This is a genomic window from Nocardia sp. NPDC058658, assembly GCF_042716665.1.
GTDB lineage: Bacteria > Actinomycetota > Actinomycetes > Mycobacteriales > Mycobacteriaceae > Nocardia.
Map to the genome: position 1 here is coordinate 111,212 of NZ_JBHXRR010000020.1, position 15,049 is coordinate 126,260.

General features: G+C 66.6%; 16 protein-coding genes. 6 read left to right on the forward strand and 10 right to left on the reverse strand.

Features of this window, described 5'->3' with window-relative positions:
- Positions 1-109 precede the first annotated feature (109 nt).
- Positions 110-733: a TetR/AcrR family transcriptional regulator gene (locus ACFWUP_RS24090; RefSeq protein WP_379237888.1), complete on the forward strand. Its 624-nt coding sequence runs from the start codon at positions 110-112 to the stop codon at positions 731-733.
- Between the two features lie 60 nt (positions 734-793).
- Here the strand turns inward: ACFWUP_RS24090 and ACFWUP_RS24095 are convergent, their stop codons facing one another.
- From ACFWUP_RS24095 to ACFWUP_RS24140, 10 genes are all read right to left on the reverse strand, one after another.
- Positions 794-1,219, reverse strand: coding sequence for a DUF4189 domain-containing protein (locus tag ACFWUP_RS24095; RefSeq protein WP_379237890.1), 426 nt, complete (start codon positions 1,217-1,219; stop codon positions 794-796).
- A 174-nt stretch (positions 1,220-1,393) separates the two neighbouring features.
- On the reverse strand, positions 1,394-1,822 hold the full coding sequence (locus tag ACFWUP_RS24100) for a DUF4189 domain-containing protein (RefSeq protein WP_379237892.1): 429 nt from the start codon (positions 1,820-1,822) through the stop codon (positions 1,394-1,396).
- Positions 1,822-2,250: a DUF4189 domain-containing protein gene (locus ACFWUP_RS24105; protein WP_379237894.1), complete on the reverse strand. Its 429-nt coding sequence runs from the start codon at positions 2,248-2,250 to the stop codon at positions 1,822-1,824. The genes ACFWUP_RS24100 and ACFWUP_RS24105 overlap by 1 nt, the downstream gene beginning before the upstream one ends.
- Positions 2,251-2,427: 177 nt before the next feature.
- Entirely contained in the window at positions 2,428-2,832 is a 405-nt protein-coding gene (locus ACFWUP_RS24110; RefSeq protein WP_379237896.1) for a metal-sulfur cluster assembly factor, read from the reverse strand.
- Positions 2,829-3,311: a Fe-S cluster assembly sulfur transfer protein SufU gene (gene sufU / locus ACFWUP_RS24115; protein ID WP_379237898.1), complete on the reverse strand. Its 483-nt coding sequence runs from the start codon at positions 3,309-3,311 to the stop codon at positions 2,829-2,831. Before sufU ends, ACFWUP_RS24110 begins: the two co-directional genes overlap by 4 nt.
- Positions 3,312-3,314: 3 nt before the next feature.
- Entirely contained in the window at positions 3,315-4,568 is a 1,254-nt protein-coding gene (locus ACFWUP_RS24120) for a cysteine desulfurase (protein WP_379237900.1), read from the reverse strand.
- Between the two features lies 1 nt (position 4,569).
- Entirely contained in the window at positions 4,570-5,337 is a 768-nt protein-coding gene (sufC, locus tag ACFWUP_RS24125; protein WP_379237902.1) for a Fe-S cluster assembly ATPase SufC, read from the reverse strand.
- Positions 5,338-5,369: 32 nt separating this feature from the next.
- Positions 5,370-6,548, reverse strand: coding sequence for a Fe-S cluster assembly protein SufD (gene sufD, locus ACFWUP_RS24130; protein ID WP_379237904.1), 1,179 nt, complete (start codon positions 6,546-6,548; stop codon positions 5,370-5,372).
- The gene (sufB, locus tag ACFWUP_RS24135) at positions 6,548-7,984 is read right to left on the reverse strand and encodes a Fe-S cluster assembly protein SufB (protein WP_379237906.1); all 1,437 of its coding nucleotides are present in this window, start codon (positions 7,982-7,984) and stop codon (positions 6,548-6,550) included. The genes sufD and sufB overlap by 1 nt, the downstream gene beginning before the upstream one ends.
- Positions 7,981-8,775, reverse strand: coding sequence for a helix-turn-helix transcriptional regulator (locus ACFWUP_RS24140; protein WP_379237908.1), 795 nt, complete (start codon positions 8,773-8,775; stop codon positions 7,981-7,983). Before ACFWUP_RS24140 ends, sufB begins: the two co-directional genes overlap by 4 nt.
- A 346-nt stretch (positions 8,776-9,121) precedes the next feature.
- Here ACFWUP_RS24140 and ACFWUP_RS24145 point away from each other — a divergent pair, with 346 nt between their 5' ends.
- From ACFWUP_RS24145 to ACFWUP_RS24165, 5 genes are all read left to right on the forward strand, one after another.
- Positions 9,122-10,051, forward strand: a complete 930-nt coding sequence (locus ACFWUP_RS24145) for a rhomboid family intramembrane serine protease (protein WP_379237910.1) — start codon at positions 9,122-9,124, stop codon at positions 10,049-10,051.
- A 149-nt stretch (positions 10,052-10,200) separates the two neighbouring features.
- Entirely contained in the window at positions 10,201-11,919 is a 1,719-nt protein-coding gene (gene mptB / locus ACFWUP_RS24150; RefSeq protein ID WP_379237912.1) for a polyprenol phosphomannose-dependent alpha 1,6 mannosyltransferase MptB, read from the forward strand.
- A 73-nt stretch (positions 11,920-11,992) separates the two neighbouring features.
- On the forward strand, positions 11,993-12,925 hold the full coding sequence (locus ACFWUP_RS24155; protein WP_379237914.1) for an ABC transporter ATP-binding protein: 933 nt from the start codon (positions 11,993-11,995) through the stop codon (positions 12,923-12,925).
- The gene (locus ACFWUP_RS24160; protein ID WP_379237916.1) at positions 12,922-13,701 is read left to right on the forward strand and encodes an ABC transporter permease; all 780 of its coding nucleotides are present in this window, start codon (positions 12,922-12,924) and stop codon (positions 13,699-13,701) included. Before ACFWUP_RS24155 ends, ACFWUP_RS24160 begins: the two co-directional genes overlap by 4 nt.
- A gap of 223 nt (positions 13,702-13,924) precedes the next feature.
- Positions 13,925-14,896 (forward strand): heme A synthase, encoded by a 972-nt coding sequence (locus ACFWUP_RS24165; protein WP_379237924.1) that lies wholly within the window; start codon positions 13,925-13,927, stop codon positions 14,894-14,896.
- Positions 14,897-15,049 lie beyond the last annotated feature (153 nt).

Consider the following 15,049-nt stretch of genomic DNA (forward strand, 5'->3'; position numbering starts at 1 on the left):
CTCCGTCGTGTTGGCCTATGTGATGACCCGCACTTCGGTTTCTCTGTGATCATGACTGTAGGGTGAGCACCAGCTCACCTTCTACTCTTCTTTCCGTCGAGGTTGATAAATGCCCACGCAGGCCGATAAGCAGCGCAAACACCCCAAGCAGGACCGGGCGAAGGAGACGAGAACGCGCATTCTCTCGGTAGCCGCTCATCTTTTCGGCACCCGCGGCATCGGCAACACCTCGACCAACCGGATCGCCACCGAAGCGGGCATGAGCATCGGCACACTGTACCGGTATTTCAACGACCGCGACGAGATCGTCAAAGAACTCAACGACAGCCTGTTTCTGCAGGTAGAAGAGCGTTACAGCCAGCTGCTGACCAACAGCTCCGAGCAATCCCCGCGCGAGGCAGTGGTCAGCCTGATCCGCTCGGCCGTGGACATTCTCGTCTCGAACGGACCGCTCGTGCGGGCCCTTGTCACCGATCTGCAGTTCCACGGCAGCGGCATCCCCGAATTCGAACCCCGGCTGCGGATGCTGATCAAGCTCTACATCCTCCAGATCGTCGGCCCGATCAAGCACGCCGACATCGACGTGATGGCCTTCGTCGTACTCAACGCGGGCTTCGCCACCGCGTTGCGTTCGGTCGAACTCGACGACGCCGAACTCGACGCCATCATCGTCGGTACCGCCGACATGATCAGCGCCTGGTTCGACCAGGTCGCCGCGGCCGAAAACGCTTAGCGCACAACGACAAAGGCCCGGACCCTCGATGAGGATCCGGGCCTGTTCGCTCTGCGATGGTCAGCGTGCGTTCGCCGTGCAGATGACCTTGACGACCTCGGCACCGCTGAGGTCCGAGGACCCCACGTTGGCCAGCAGGGCGGTCGGGGTGATCTCGGTGAGCCGCTGGAACGCCGCACGCGTCGCGTCCGCCGAAGTGGCGCCCGCTCCGGCGGCGACGCCCTCATCGCTTTCCACGATCGCGGCGCAACCATCGGTCCAGGAGATCATGACCGAGCAATCCGCGGCGTCACAGATCTCCATCGCCTCGTTGTAGGCGTCGTCGAAGCGAGCCTCGTTGACGCTGACCGCGTAGGCCCATTCCTCGGGGCTGAACGCGATCACGCCGTGCATGCTCGCCGCATTCGCCGCACCGGCACCAAGCACCGACCCGGCCGCAAGACCCAGCGCCGCGACGGCGAAGCCGGCCTTACCCATGAAACTCATTCGAAAGTTCTCCTCTTGAAAGCTGTTCCGGAAGTCCGGAACCTTCAAGATCATCACCGAAGGCCCGGTGATAGCCAACCGCACGGTGAAACATCACAGCACCACGGTCGGCACATGATCACCCCGAACACCGAGTGCCCGGCCCCTCCGGCACCGGGCACTCGGGAACCCAGATCAGCCGGCGTTCGACGTGCAGATCACGTCGACGACCTTGTTACCGCTCAGCTCCGACGAACCGACGTTGGCCAGCAATGCCATCGGAGCGAGCTCGGACACCTTGGCGATGGCGTTTCGCACGGCCTCGGCGCGGTTGGGTCCCGATGCCACGCCCGTATAACCCTGCGTGTTCGTAACGACCGCCGCGCAGCCGTTGGACCAGGTGAAAAGCACCTCGCAGTCGTCGTATACACAGCGAACCACCGCCCGGTCACCTGCTGCCTCGACACTCGGCCAGTCGAAGCTCGACTCGAAAGTCATGTGCGAGGGACTGTAGGCGATCGCGCCGTACAGACTCTGCGCGTTCGCCGCACCGGCGCCCAGCACCGACCCGGCCGCAAGAGCCGAGGCCGCGACGGCGAAGCCGGCCTTACCCATGAAACGCATCAGCCCGCGTTACTGGTGCAGAGGGTGTCGATCACGCGACCGCCTGCCAGCTGCGAGGAGCCGAGGTTGACGAGCAGGTGCTGCGGGGTGCCCTCGGTGAGCGCGAGGTGGGCCTCACGCTCGGCCTCGGCGCGGGTCGAGCCCTTGCCCCAGGCGATGAACTCCTCGTTGTCGACCAGGGCCAGGCAGCCGTTGGCCCACGTGACCTCGATGAAGCAACCGTCGGCGGCACACTGATCCATCGCGGCGGCCTCGGCCTCGGCACGCGTGGGGTAGTCGACCGAACGACCGAAGTTCGTCCAGTCACCGTCTACGGCCATCGCGCCCCACTGGTCGCCCGCCGCATTCGCCGTACCGGGGCCCAGCACCGACCCGGCCGCAAGAACCGACGCCGCGACGGCGAAGCCGACCTTACCCATGAAACTCATTCGAAAGTTCTCCTCTTGAAAGCTGTTCCGGAAGTCCGGAACCTTCAAGATCATCACCGAATGCCCGGTGATAGCCAACCTCACGGCGCAAGGTCACAATCGAAGCTTGCGGTGCAATACCGTCAGCACATGAAAGAGCCCGGATCCACGCGGGATCCGGGCTCGTGAAAGACCGTGCTACACCGTGAAACCGAGGGCCCGCAGCTGTTCGCGGCCGTCGTCGGTGATCTTGTCCGGGCCCCACGGCGGAATCCAGACCCAGTTGATCTTGAGGTCCTCGACCAGACCGCTGCGGACCAGCGCGTTGCGGGACTGGTCTTCGATGACGTCGGTCAGCGGGCAGGCCGCCGAGGTGAGCGTCATGTCGAGGGTGCAGATGTTCTCGTCGTCGACCGAAAGGCCGTAGACCAGGCCGAGATCGACGACATTGATGCCGAGTTCGGGGTCGACGACGTCGCGCATCGCTTCCTCGAGGTCGTCGATGTGCTGGGCCTGCTCGGGGGTCAACTCGACCTCGGCGGGCTTGGCGACCTCGGCCTCGACGGCTTCCGGGGTCTGTGCGGTATCTGTGCTCTCACTCATGTGGCAGACTCCCCATTTCCGATCGGTGCCTTGGTTTCCTCGGCCGAACTGATCTGCACGACAGCGTCTTTGAACGCCATCCAGCCCAGCAGCGCGCACTTGACGCGCGCCGGGTACTTGCTCACGCCGGCGAGGGCGATGCCGTCGCCGATCATGTCCTCGTCGCCTTCGACGGTGCCGCGGCTGGAGATCATCTCGCTGAACGAGTCGACCACCTTCAGCGCCTGCTGCACCGGCAGGCCGATCACCTGATCGGTGAGGATCGAGGTGGCGGCCTGGCTGATCGAGCAGCCCTGACCGTCGTAGGACACGTCGGCGATCTCGCCCGCGTCGTCGATGTGCACGCGCATGGTCACTTCGTCACCGCAGGTGGGGTTCACGTGGTGCACCTGGGCACCGAATGGTTCCCGCAGCCCGCGGTGGTGCGGGTGCTTGTAGTGGTCCAGGATCACTTCCTGGTACATCTGCTCCATACGCATGATCTAGGCAACTCCGAAGAAGCTCTTGGCCTTGCGCACGGCGGCAACCAGTGCGTCGACCTCGTCGAGGGTGTTGTAAACGGCGAACGAGGCACGTGCGGTGGCGGCGACACCGAACTTGCGGTGCAGCGGCCAGGCGCAGTGGTGGCCCACGCGGATGGCGACGCCCTGGTCGTCGAGGATCTGGCCCACGTCGTGGGCGTGGATCCCGTCGACCACGAACGACACCGCGCCACCGCGATCGATGTTCTCGGTGGGTCCGATGATCCGCACCCCGTCGATCCCGGACAGTCCGTCCAGTGCAGCACCGGTGAGCGAATGCTCGTGTGCGGCAACGGCATCCATGCCGAGGTTCTCGAGGTAGCGCACCGCGGCGGCCAGCCCGACCACCTGCGACGTCATCGGAGTACCTGCCTCGAAGCGCTGCGGGGGCGGCGCGTAGGTGGTCTTCTCCATGGTGACGGTCTCGATCATCGATCCACCGGTGATGAACGGCGGCGTCTCTTCCAGGAGCACGCGACGGCCGTACAGTCCGCCAACGCCCATCGGGCCGAGCATCTTGTGGCCGGAGAACGCGGCGAAGTCGACACCGAGCTCGTGGAAGTCCACCGCCATGTGCGGCACCGACTGGCACGCGTCGAGCACGACGAACGCGCCGACTTGCTTTGCCCTGCGGACCAATTCGTCCACCGGAGCGACGGCGCCGGTCACGTTCGACTGGTGGCTGAACGCGACAATCTTTGTCGCAGCAGACAGTTCGAGCGAATCCAGATCGATCCGACCGTCGTCGGTGATCCCGTACCACTTCAAAGTGGCACCGGTGCGCCGCGCCAGTTCCTGCCACGGAACGAGATTCGCGTGGTGTTCGAGCTCGGTGATGACGATCTCGTCACCGGGGCCCACCTTGTACGGGAACCGGTCGTCACCGAAAGCGTTGGCCACCAGGTTCAGTGACTCGGTCGCGTTCTTGGTGAACACGATCTCGCCGGCGTCGGCGCCGACGAAGCGGGCGATATCGGCGCGCGCCTCCTCGTAGGAGTCGGTCGCCTCCTCCGCCAACTGATGGGCACCACGGTGCACCGCGGAGTTACGGGTGAGCAGGAAGTCGCGCTCGGCGTCCAGCACCTGCAGCGGACGCTGCGAGGTCGCACCGGAATCCAGGTACACCAACGGTTTCCCGTCCCGCACCGTACGGTGCAGGATCGGGAAGTCGGCCCGGATGCGGGCTACGTCGAGAGCTGGGACCGTCGCGGTCATGTCAGGCTCCAGTGGTCGCGGACGTGAAGCGCTCGTAGCCGTTCGCGTCGAGTTCGTCGGCCAGCTCGGAGCCGCCTTCGGCGACGATCTTGCCGTTGACGAACACGTGCACGAAGTCGGGCTTGATGTAGCGCAGGATGCGGGTGTAGTGCGTGATCAGCAGCACGCCGCCGTCGGTGCGCTCCTTGTAGCGGTTCACCCCGTCGGAGACGATGCGCAGCGCGTCGACGTCCAGGCCCGAGTCGGTCTCGTCCAGGATCGCGATCTTGGGTGCGAGCAGACCCAGTTGCAGCACCTCGTGACGCTTCTTCTCGCCACCGGAGAAGCCCTCGTTCACCGAGCGGTCGGCGAAGGCCGAGTCGATGTCGAGCTCCTTCATCGACTCCTTGACTTCCTTGACCCAGGTGCGCAGCTTGGGGGCCTCGCCGCGCACGGCGGTGGCGGCGGTGCGCAGGAAGTTCGACATCGACACGCCGGGGACCTCGACCGGGTACTGCATGGCCAGGAACAGGCCCGCGCGGGCGCGCTCGTCGACCGACATCGCGAGGACGTCTTCGCCGTCGAGGGTGATGGTGCCCTGGGTGACGGTGTACTTGGGGTGGCCCGCGATCACGTAGGACAGCGTGGACTTGCCCGAGCCGTTGGGGCCCATGATGGCGTGCGTCTCGCCGGACTTCACGGTGAGGTTCACGCCGTTGAGGATCTGCTTGGACTCACCCTCGGGGGTGGTGATCTCCGCGTGCAGGTCCTTGATTTCCAAGGTGGTCATCGAATCAAAATCCTTCGGTAAGTAAGTGGGTGTCAGATGCCGACAGTGGCGAGTTCGGCCTCGATGGCCGCCTCGAGCCGCTCTCGGACCTCGGGGACCGTGACCTTCTGGATGATCTCGAAGAAGAAGCCACGCACGACCAGGCGGCGGGCCACGTCTTCGGGAATGCCGCGAGCGCGCAGGTAGAACAGCTGCTCGTCGTCGAAACGGCCGGTGGCACTGGCGTGTCCGGCACCGGCGATCTCGCCGGTCTCGATCTCCAGGTTCGGCACCGAGTCGGCGCGCGCGCCGTCGGTGAGCACCAGGTTGCGGTTGGCCTCGTAGGTGTCGGTGCCCTCGGCGGCCGCGCGGATCAGCACATCGCCGATCCAGACCGTGCGAGCGTCACCCTTCGGAGACTTCGGATCGCCCTGCAGCGCACCCTTGTACAGCACGTTCGACTTGCAGTTCGGCTCGGCGTGATCGACCAGCAGACGCTGCTCGAAATGCTGACCGGCGTCGGCGAAGTACAGGCCGAACAGCTCGGCTTCACCACCGGGACCGGCGTAGCGCACGGTGCCCGACAGGCGAACCAGGTCACCGCCGAGGGTGGCCGACACATGGCGCAGGTTCGCGTCACGGCCCAGCTTCAGGTGATGCGCGGTGACGTGCACGGCGTCTTCGTTCCATTCCTGGACCGCGACGACGGTGAGCTTGGCGCTGTCACCGAGCACGAATTCGACGTTCTCGGCGTAGGTTCCGCTGCCGCGCTGGTCGATGACCACGGTCGCGACGGCGAAGTTGTCCAGGCGGATCTGCAGGTGACCGTAGGCGGTCTTGCCCTCACCGGGACCGGTGATGGTCACCGTAACCGGGTCCGTCACTTCGGTTTCCGGGCCGACCGTGATCACGGTCGCCTCGGAGAAACCCGAATAGGCCTGAGCGGCAACACGATCGGCGGGGGTACCGGCCTGGCCGAGGCGAGAGTCGGTGCGGCCCACCGTTTCCACGGTGACACCGGCGACTTCACTCACCTCGACGACGGCCTGACCATCGGCAACGGCGGTGCCGTCGTGCAGGCCGCGCAGACGGCGCAGCGGGGTGAACCGCCACGCCTCGTCGCGACCCGACGGGATCTCGAACTGATCCACATCGAACGAGGTGAAGACCTCGCCCTTGTTGACCGCGGCGCCCGCGCCAGGGTTCTGGATCGGCGTCTCGAGCGTCGACATCAGCCCACGGCCCCTTCCATCTGCAGCTCGATGAGCCGGTTCAGTTCCAATGCGTATTCCATCGGCAATTCCTTGGCGATCGGCTCGACGAACCCGCGCACCACCATCGCCATCGCCTCGTCCTCGGTCATGCCGCGGCTCATGAGGTAGAACAGCTGCTCCTCGGAGACCTTCGAGACCGTGGCCTCGTGACCCATGGTCACGTCGTCCTCGCGGATGTCGACGTAGGGGTAGGTATCCGAGCGGCTGATGGTGTCGACCAGCAGCGCGTCACACTTCACGGTCGACTTCGACCCGTGCGCGCCCTTGTTGATCTGGACCAGACCGCGGTACGACGCGCGACCGCCACCACGCGCCACCGACTTCGACACGATGGTCGAGGAGGTGTGCGGGGCCAGGTGCAGCATCTTGGCGCCGGTGTCCTGGTGCTGGCCGGGGCCCGCGAACGCGACCGAGAGGACCTCGCCGTGCGCGTGCTCGCCGGTCATCCAGACCGCCGGGTACTTCATGGTGACCTTGGAGCCGATGTTGCCGTCGACCCACTCCATGGTGGCGCCTGCTTCGGCCTTGGCCCGCTTGGTGACCAGGTTGTACACGTTGTTCGACCAGTTCTGGATGGTCGTGTAGCGGCAGCGGCCGCCCTTCTTCACGATGATCTCCACGACCGCGGAGTGCAGCGAATCCGACTTGTAGATCGGGGCGGTACAACCCTCGACGTAGTGGACGTAGGCGTCCTCGTCGACGATGATCAGCGTCCGCTCGAACTGGCCCATGTTCTCGGTGTTGATCCGGAAGTAGGCCTGCAGCGGGATGTCCACGTGCACGCCCGGCGGCACGTAGATGAACGAGCCACCCGACCACACGGCGGTGTTCAGCGCGGAGAACTTGTTGTCACCGGCGGGGATGACCGAACCGAAGTACTTCTGGAAGATCTCCGGGTGCTCCTTCAGCGCCGTATCGGTGTCGAGGAAGATCACGCCCTGCTGCTCCAGATCCTCACGGATGGAGTGGTAGACGACCTCGGACTCGTACTGCGCGGCGACACCGGAGACCAGACGCTGCTTCTCGGCCTCGGGGATGCCCAGCTTGTCGTAGGTGTTCTTGATGTCCTCGGGCAGATCTTCCCAGCTCTCGGCCTGCTTCTCCGACGAACGCACGAAGTACTTGATGTTGTCGAAGTCGATGCCGTCGAGGTTGGAGCCCCAGTTCGGCATGGGCTTGCGATCGAAGATGCGCAGCGCCTTGAGGCGCACGTCGAGCATCCACTCGGGTTCGCTCTTCTTCGCCGAGATATCGCGGACGACGGCCTCCGACAGGCCACGTTGCGCGCTGGCACCGGCCACATCGGAGTCGGACCAGCCGTAACCGTAGGTGCCCAGCGAGGCGATGGTTTCGTCCTGGGTGAGCGGTTGCACCTGGTCGGTAGGGGTCGTCATTCGGCACTCCTTCCGGAGTCGTTCGTACGTCCCGCCGCGGGCTGTGCGGCGGATGGGATCTTCGGCACCGCAACCAGCGGCACGTGGGTGGTGCAGGCGCAATCGCCGTTGGCGATCGTCGCAAGTCGCTGCACGTGGGTGCCGAGCAGGTCGCGGAAAGCGTCCAATTCGGCGGCGCACAACTGGGGAAACTCTTCGGCCACGTGCGCAACCGGGCAGTGATGCTGACAGATCTGCACACCAGCGCCGACCTGACGGGTGGTGGCGGCGAAACCGGCCTCGGCGAACGCTTCCGCGATCTCGGAGACCTTGGCCTCGATCACCGGTGCGGTGTGGTCGGCGACGGGTTCGATGCCCTCGACGATCACGCGAACCCGCTTGCGGGCGAATTCGGCGATCGCGGCGTCGCCACCGATCTCACCGAGCTGACGAATCGCCGCTCCGGCCAGATCGTCGTAGGCGTGGCCGAGATTGCCCCGGCCCGCCGCGGTGAGCTGGTACTGCTTGGCCGGCCTGCCGCGACCCTTCTGCTGCCACGGCGCCGAACGGCTCGCCCGAGCCTGGCCTGCGTCGATGAGCGCGTCGAGGTGCCTGCGCACCCCGGCGGGCGCGAGGCCGAGTTCGGTGCCGATCGCGGTGGCCGTGATCGGACCCTGTTCCAGGAGCAACTGGACGATGGCCGCCCGGGTCTGCCCCTCCTGCGCGGCCACCGCGGGCACAGCGGACGAGCGAGCGCCGGTCGTCTTACGACCGTCACTTTCCACGTCTGTCCGCAAACCCACGGTTTTCACAACACCAGTGTGGCGGAATTGCTTCCCCAAATCTAATAAGGGTCACCTGACAAAGGGTGCCCTGACCTGCGATGGAGATCGCCTGAGCACTCTCGACCGCGGCAAAACCCCAGGTGCGGCCCCTGCGGGCCGATCGACCGGACGCTGCCGGGTGACCCATCGCACAGGCCGATCACTCGGATCACCGGCACCTCGCAGCGCTGAGCACGGGCGCGTAAATGGTGTGTCACCACGCTCGCATGGCGTTGCTCGGCGACGATATTCGTACCGCAACGTCGCGATCAACTGTCCAGGTGCGGTGTGGTGAACACGGTCGGCGGGCCGCGAGGTCTGGCACGATGGCAGGGTGTCGAACCCGCTCACACCCACGTGTGTCCGTCATCCCGATCGGCCTACCGGACTCGCGTGTACGCGATGCGGTCGGCCTGCCTGTCCCGAGTGCCTGCGACCGGCTTCGGTCGGGCAGCACTGCGTCGACTGTGTGCGGCAGGGACAGCAGGAGGTGCGACCGGTGCGGACGGTCAGCGGTGCGCGCCAGGGCGGCGCGGTCCCCTATGTGAGCTACGGGTTGATCGCGATCAACGTGCTGGTCTATGTGATCACCGCGGCGCAGGCCGGCAGTCCGATGGACAACTATCGCGGGTCGTCGGTGTTCCGGGAATTCGTGCTGGTGCCGCTGTTGGTGGCCGACGGCGACTGGTGGCGGGTGCTCGGGTCCGGGTTCCTGCATTACGGCGCCATCCATCTGCTGGTCAATATGTTCGCGCTGTATGTGGTGGGGCGCGACCTCGAGCAGGTGCTCGGTCGGGTCCGGTTCGCGTGCGTGTATCTCGTTTCGCTGCTGGGTGGTTCGGCGGCGGTGATGGTGTTGTCGGACTCCATCACGGCGACGGCCGGTGCGTCCGGTGCGGTGTACGGCCTGTTCGGCGCGGTGACGGTGACCCTGATCCGGTTGCGGCAGAGTCCGACTCCGATGCTGGTGGTCATCGGTGTGAACGTGCTGATCAGTTTTTCGATCCCGGGGATCTCGCTGTGGGGTCACCTCGGCGGTCTGGCCGCGGGCACCCTGAGCGCGCTCGGCATCCTGTTCGTGCCAGGTTGGCTGAAGGCCCGCGATCAGCAGTCCGCGCAGCGCATCGGCTGGGCGGCGCTCGGTGCGGTCGCGGTGATCTGCGTGGGCGTGATCCTCGCTGCGGCGGTGTCGTTGCGCTCGCAGCCGGTGCTGGTGGGAGCGCCGGTGGTCACCGCGCAGACCGCTGTCGAAGTGCCGAGGTAGTTCGCTCCTGACCGGCCACGGAGCACAGTCGCCCCGCGGCCACCGGACGCGTGCCCGAGCCCGGGACGCTGAGCTCTCGCCGCCGCCACGGCCCATGCGTGAACGACTGACGAACCCCGCCGCGCCCACGCACACTAGGCTCTGACTTCGTGGCGGTACTGGAGGGCGCGGCGCGCAAGACACTGGCGTTCGGGCGGCGAGCTCTCGGGCTCGATGTGTCGACGCCCGATCACACCGTCGCGGTGCTGCATCGCGACGAGACCGAGGTGCCAGGACTCGACAAGCGCGAACGCGCCCAACTGGACCGGATCCGGTTGATGGGCGCGACCGGCGCGGTGCTGATGGCGATCGCGGCGCTGGGCATCGGTGCCCAACCGGTCCACCAGAACCCGGTCTCTGGCGTGCGGGTGCTCGGCATCTTCGCGCGAGCACACACCGGATCGCTGGCCATGTGCATGTTCGGCACGGCGCTGGTGATCGGCGCGTGGTTGCTGTTGGGGCGCTTCGCGATCGGCGGGCTGGCAGGTTCGCCGCTGCACCGGCTGAGCCGCTCGCAATTGGATCGCACGTTGCTGCTGTGGATCATTCCGCTGTCGGTGGCGCCGCCGATGTTCAGCAACGACGTCTACTCCTATCTGGCACAGAGCGAGATCGCGGCCCGTGGCATCGATCCCTATTCCGAGGGACCGGTAGCCGGACTCGGGATCGACAATGTGCTCACCAACAATGTGCCGACGATCTGGCGGGATACGCCCGCGCCGTACGGGCCGCTGTTCCTGTGGATGGGCCGCGGGATCGCGGAACTGACCGGGGACAACATCATCGCCGGAGTGTGGGTGCACCGGTTGCTGGCGCTGGCCGGGGTGGCGCTGATCGTGTGGGCGCTGCCGCGGTTGTCGGTGCGGTGCGGGGTGGCGCCGGTGAGTGCGCTGTGGCTCGGTGCGGCCAATCCGCTGGTGCTGTTCCACCTGGTCGGTGGCGTGCACAACGATGCGCTGATGCTCGGCCTGATGCTGGCAGGTGTGGAGTTGATGCTGCGTGCGATCTACGGCGAAGGCGGCAGACCCGACCGGCTCACGGCGATGAATCTGCCACCGTTCGACACTCGCGCCTACGGCTTCCTGATCGGCGGCGCGGTGGTGATCACGCTGTCGTCGTCGATCAAACTCACTTCCATCATCGCGCTCGGTTTCGTCGGCATGGCACTGGCCAGACGCTGGGGCGGAACCTTCACCGCCGTGGTGAAAGCCGCGGCACTCCTCGGCGTAATCGCCGGGGTCACAACACTTTTCATCGGATTCGCCAGCGGGCTCGGCTTCGGCTGGATCCACACCCTCAGTGTCGCCAATGCCGTGCGAAGTTGGATGTCGCTGCCCACCATCATCGGTATCGCCACCGGATTCGGCGGGGTGCTGCTCGGCCTCGGCGACCATACGACCGCGCTGCTGTCGATCACCCGCCCGATCGCGGGGGCCGTGGCGGCGTTCATCACGGTGCGGATGCTCGTCGCGACCGGCATGGGTCGCCTGCATCCGGTCGGCGCGCTCGGCGTCTCGCTTGCCGCGATCGTGCTGCTGTTTCCGGTGGTCCAGCCGTGGTATCTGCTCTGGGCCATCGTTCCACTGGCAGCCTGGGCCACCCAGCCGGTGTTCCGGGTGCCCGCCGTCGCGTTCTCGGCGGTGGTCTCGATACTGGTGATGCCGCGTGGTGCGGAATTCCAGGTCTTCCAGATCATCGGCGCCGCTTTGGCCGCCGCGGTCTGCTTCGCGCTGTTCTTCGCGCTCACCCGGCACACCCTGCCCTGGCGGGCGCAGCCGGGGGTGTCGGCTCCGTCACAGGAGGGCACGGCTTACCGTGTGAACTCGTGAGGGAGCGCAGCGAGCGAACCAATGGCGCAGCACAAGTTGGCGCGACGGAGCCGAGCGTCAGCGAGGCGCAGTTGTGACAAGTCGCCCAGGACCGGCCGTTAGCGTCGACGGTGTGGTCAAGCGCTATGGCGAGTCCACCGCGGTGGACGGTCTCCGATTCGACGTCGAGCCGGCGCAGGTGTTCGCCCTGCTCGGCCCCAATGGCGCCGGTAAGACGACCACCGTCGAGATGTGCGAGGGCTTCGTGCGCCCGGACGCGGGCTCGGTTCGCGTTCTCGGACTCGACCCGATCGCCGACTCCGAGCAGTTGCGTCCGCGCATCGGCGTGATGCTGCAGGGCGGTGGCGCCTACCCCGGTGCCCGCGCGGGCGAGATGCTCGACCTGGTCGCGGCCTATTCCGCCGATCCGATCGATCCCGACTGGCTGCTGTCGACGCTGGGCCTGCAGGACAGTCGCCGCACTCCTTATCGGCGCCTGTCCGGTGGTCAGCAGCAGCGGCTCGCGCTCGCGTGCGCGCTGGTGGGCAGGCCCGAGATCGTATTCCTCGACGAACCCACCGCCGGTCTGGACGCCCAGGCCCGCCTGATCGTCTGGGAGCTCATCGACGCCCTGCGCCGCGACGGCGTGAGTGTCGTGCTCACCACGCACATGATGGACGAGGCCGAACAGCTCGCCGACCACCTCGTGATCATCGATCACGGCCGGATCGTCGCCCAGGGCACGCCCGCCGAGGTCACCGCGCACGGCGCGGCGGGACAGTTGCGGTTCTGCGCCCCACCGAAACTCGATATCGCGCTGTTGAAATCGGCTCTGCCGGAAGGTTTTTCGCCACACGAGACCACACCGGGGATGTACCTGATCGAGGGCGAGATCACCCCACAGGTGCTGGCCACGGTCACCGCGTGGTGCGCCAGGATGGACGTGCTCGCCACCGACATCCGCATCGACCAGCGTCGCCTCGAAGATGTTTTCCTCGAACTGACCGGACGGGACCTGCGCGGATGAGCGAGACGGCAAGCCGATTCCTGCCCGGCATCTTCACCCCGGACCCACGTCCCGCGTCCCGGGTCACCATGCTCACCGCGCAGACCGCGCTCGAGCTGAAACTGTTGTTGCGCAACGGCGAACAGTTGCTGCTCACCATGTTCATCCCGATCACCCTGCTCATCGGGCTCACCCTGCTGCCGTTCGGCGACCTCGGCGAGCACCGCGTCGACCGGATCGTGCCGATGGTGATGATGACCGCAGTGATGTCGACCGCGTTCACCGGCCAGGCCATCGCCGTCGGCTTCGACCGCCGCTACGGCGCCCTCAAACGGCTCGGTGCGACACCGCTGCCCCGCTGGGGTGTGATCGCGGGCAAGTGCGCGGCCGTGCTGATCGTGGTGGTGTTGCAGGCGATCCTGCTCGGGGCGATCGGTGTGGCGCTGGGCTGGCGGCCCGGTATCGGCGGGCTCGCGCTCGGCGCCCTGGTGATCGCGCTCGGCACCGCCACCTTCGCGGCGATGGGTCTGCTGCTCGGCGGGACGCTCAAGGCCGAAGTGGTGCTGGCGCTGGCCAACATCCTGTGGTTCATCATGCTCGGCATCGCCAGCCTGGTCCTCGTCGATTCCCTGCCCACCGCGCTCACCGTCATCGCCCGGCTGATTCCGTCCGGTGCGTTGGCGTATGCGCTGGACGCGGCCCTGACCGGATCGATCGACTGGTTCGGGGTGGCCGTGCTCGCGGTGTGGGGCCTCGTGTGCGGCTGGCTCGCGACCCGACTGTTCCGGTTCCACTGACACACGGTCGATCGACCGGCGGGTCGGCCGCGTTCGCGGCATGGGCTTCGCGGATGGACGGCTCGGACCCCGACTGTCCGATTCCACTGTCGACTGGCCGTGCGCGCAGCGGGGCTTGCGTACAAGTCTCGGCGCACCTGTTCAGGATCCACTGACGTGACCAACGACGCACTGTAGTAGCCCTGGTATCAGCGCCGAAATGTCGGCCGGTACCATTCCTGACGTGCTGTATCGCGCCTTCGTTGGCCTCGTCGACCGGCTGCCGCTCCCCTCGCTGCGGGTGCAGCGGCTCATCGCCATCGCGGTGATCCTGAGCCAGGCGGGCATCTCCGTGACCGGCGCCATCGTGCGCGTCACCGCCTCCGGCCTGGGCTGCCCCACCTGGCCGCAGTGCTTCCCCGGCAGCTTCACGCCCATCGGAGTGTCGGAAGTGCCGGTCATCCACCAGACCGTGGAGTTCGGCAACCGCCTGCTCACCTTCGCGGTGACGCTGTGCGCGGCGCTGATCGTCATCGCGGTCGTGCGCGCGCGCCGGCGCAAGGAAGTTCTCGTCTACGCGTGGCTGATGCCCGGCGGCACGGTGGTGCAGGCGATCATCGGCGGCATCACCGTACGCACCGGTCTGCTGTGGTGGACGGTGGCCGTGCATCTGCTCGCCTCGATGGCGATGGTGTGGCTGGCCGTGGTGCTGTACGCCAAGATCTGCGAACCCGACGACGGTATCGAAACCGTGCAGGTGCCCGCTCCCCTGCGCTGGCTCACCGCGCTGAGCGGGGTGGCGCTGGCGGGCGTGCTGATCGCGGGCACGCTGGTCACCGCCGCGGGCCCGCACGCCGGAGACAAGAGCATCGAACGGCAGGTCGAACGCCTGCAGGTCGAGATCGTCACCCTGGTTCACCTGCATTCGCAGTTCCTGATCGGCTACCTCGCGCTGCTCATCGGGCTCGCGTTCGGGCTCTACGCCGTCGGGATCACCCCGGCCATCCGCAAGCGGCTGTTCGTGCTGCTCGCGCTCGTACTCGCCCAGGGCCTCGTCGGTGTCGTGCAGTACTTCACCGATGTCCCCGCCGCGCTCGTGGCCATCCACGTCGGCGGGGCTGCGGCCTGCACCGCGGCGACCGCCGCACTGTGGGCGTCGCTGCGGACTCGCGAGAACATCGCCGCGCCTGCCGTGCCGCAGCCTTCCGTGCACTGAGCGGGCCTGCACCGCCTCGACCCGCCGTCCCCGAACAACGAAAAAGCCCGCATCGCAGCGGGCGGGTTCTAGCGGTCGTCGCAACACTCTCGATTGAGAGGTTGCGACGACCGTGTCGTTTTCAGAGGACGTGGAACGCTGTGGCAGCCAGCT

Excerpts from the sequence above, each read along its gene's own strand:
- ACFWUP_RS24090 (WP_379237888.1), top strand. The coding sequence starts at position 110 with ATGCCCACGCAGGCCGATAAGCAGCGCAAACACCCCAAGCAGGACCGG.
- ACFWUP_RS24095 (WP_379237890.1), bottom strand. The coding sequence starts at position 1,219 with ATGAGTTTCATGGGTAAGGCCGGCTTCGCCGTCGCGGCGCTGGGTCTT.
- sufD (WP_379237904.1), bottom strand. The coding sequence starts at position 6,548 with ATGTCGACGCTCGAGACGCCGATCCAGAACCCTGGCGCGGGCGCCGCG.
- ACFWUP_RS24105 (WP_379237894.1), bottom strand. The coding sequence starts at position 2,250 with ATGAGTTTCATGGGTAAGGTCGGCTTCGCCGTCGCGGCGTCGGTTCTT.
- sufB (WP_379237906.1), bottom strand. The coding sequence starts at position 7,984 with ATGACGACCCCTACCGACCAGGTGCAACCGCTCACCCAGGACGAAACC.
- ACFWUP_RS24120 (WP_379237900.1), bottom strand. The coding sequence starts at position 4,568 with ATGACCGCGACGGTCCCAGCTCTCGACGTAGCCCGCATCCGGGCCGAC.
- sufU (WP_379237898.1), bottom strand. The coding sequence starts at position 3,311 with ATGCGTATGGAGCAGATGTACCAGGAAGTGATCCTGGACCACTACAAG.
- ACFWUP_RS24100 (WP_379237892.1), bottom strand. The coding sequence starts at position 1,822 with ATGCGTTTCATGGGTAAGGCCGGCTTCGCCGTCGCGGCCTCGGCTCTT.
- ACFWUP_RS24160 (WP_379237916.1), top strand. The coding sequence starts at position 12,922 with ATGAGCGAGACGGCAAGCCGATTCCTGCCCGGCATCTTCACCCCGGAC.
- ACFWUP_RS24110 (WP_379237896.1), bottom strand. The coding sequence starts at position 2,832 with ATGAGTGAGAGCACAGATACCGCACAGACCCCGGAAGCCGTCGAGGCC.
- sufC (WP_379237902.1), bottom strand. The coding sequence starts at position 5,337 with ATGACCACCTTGGAAATCAAGGACCTGCACGCGGAGATCACCACCCCC.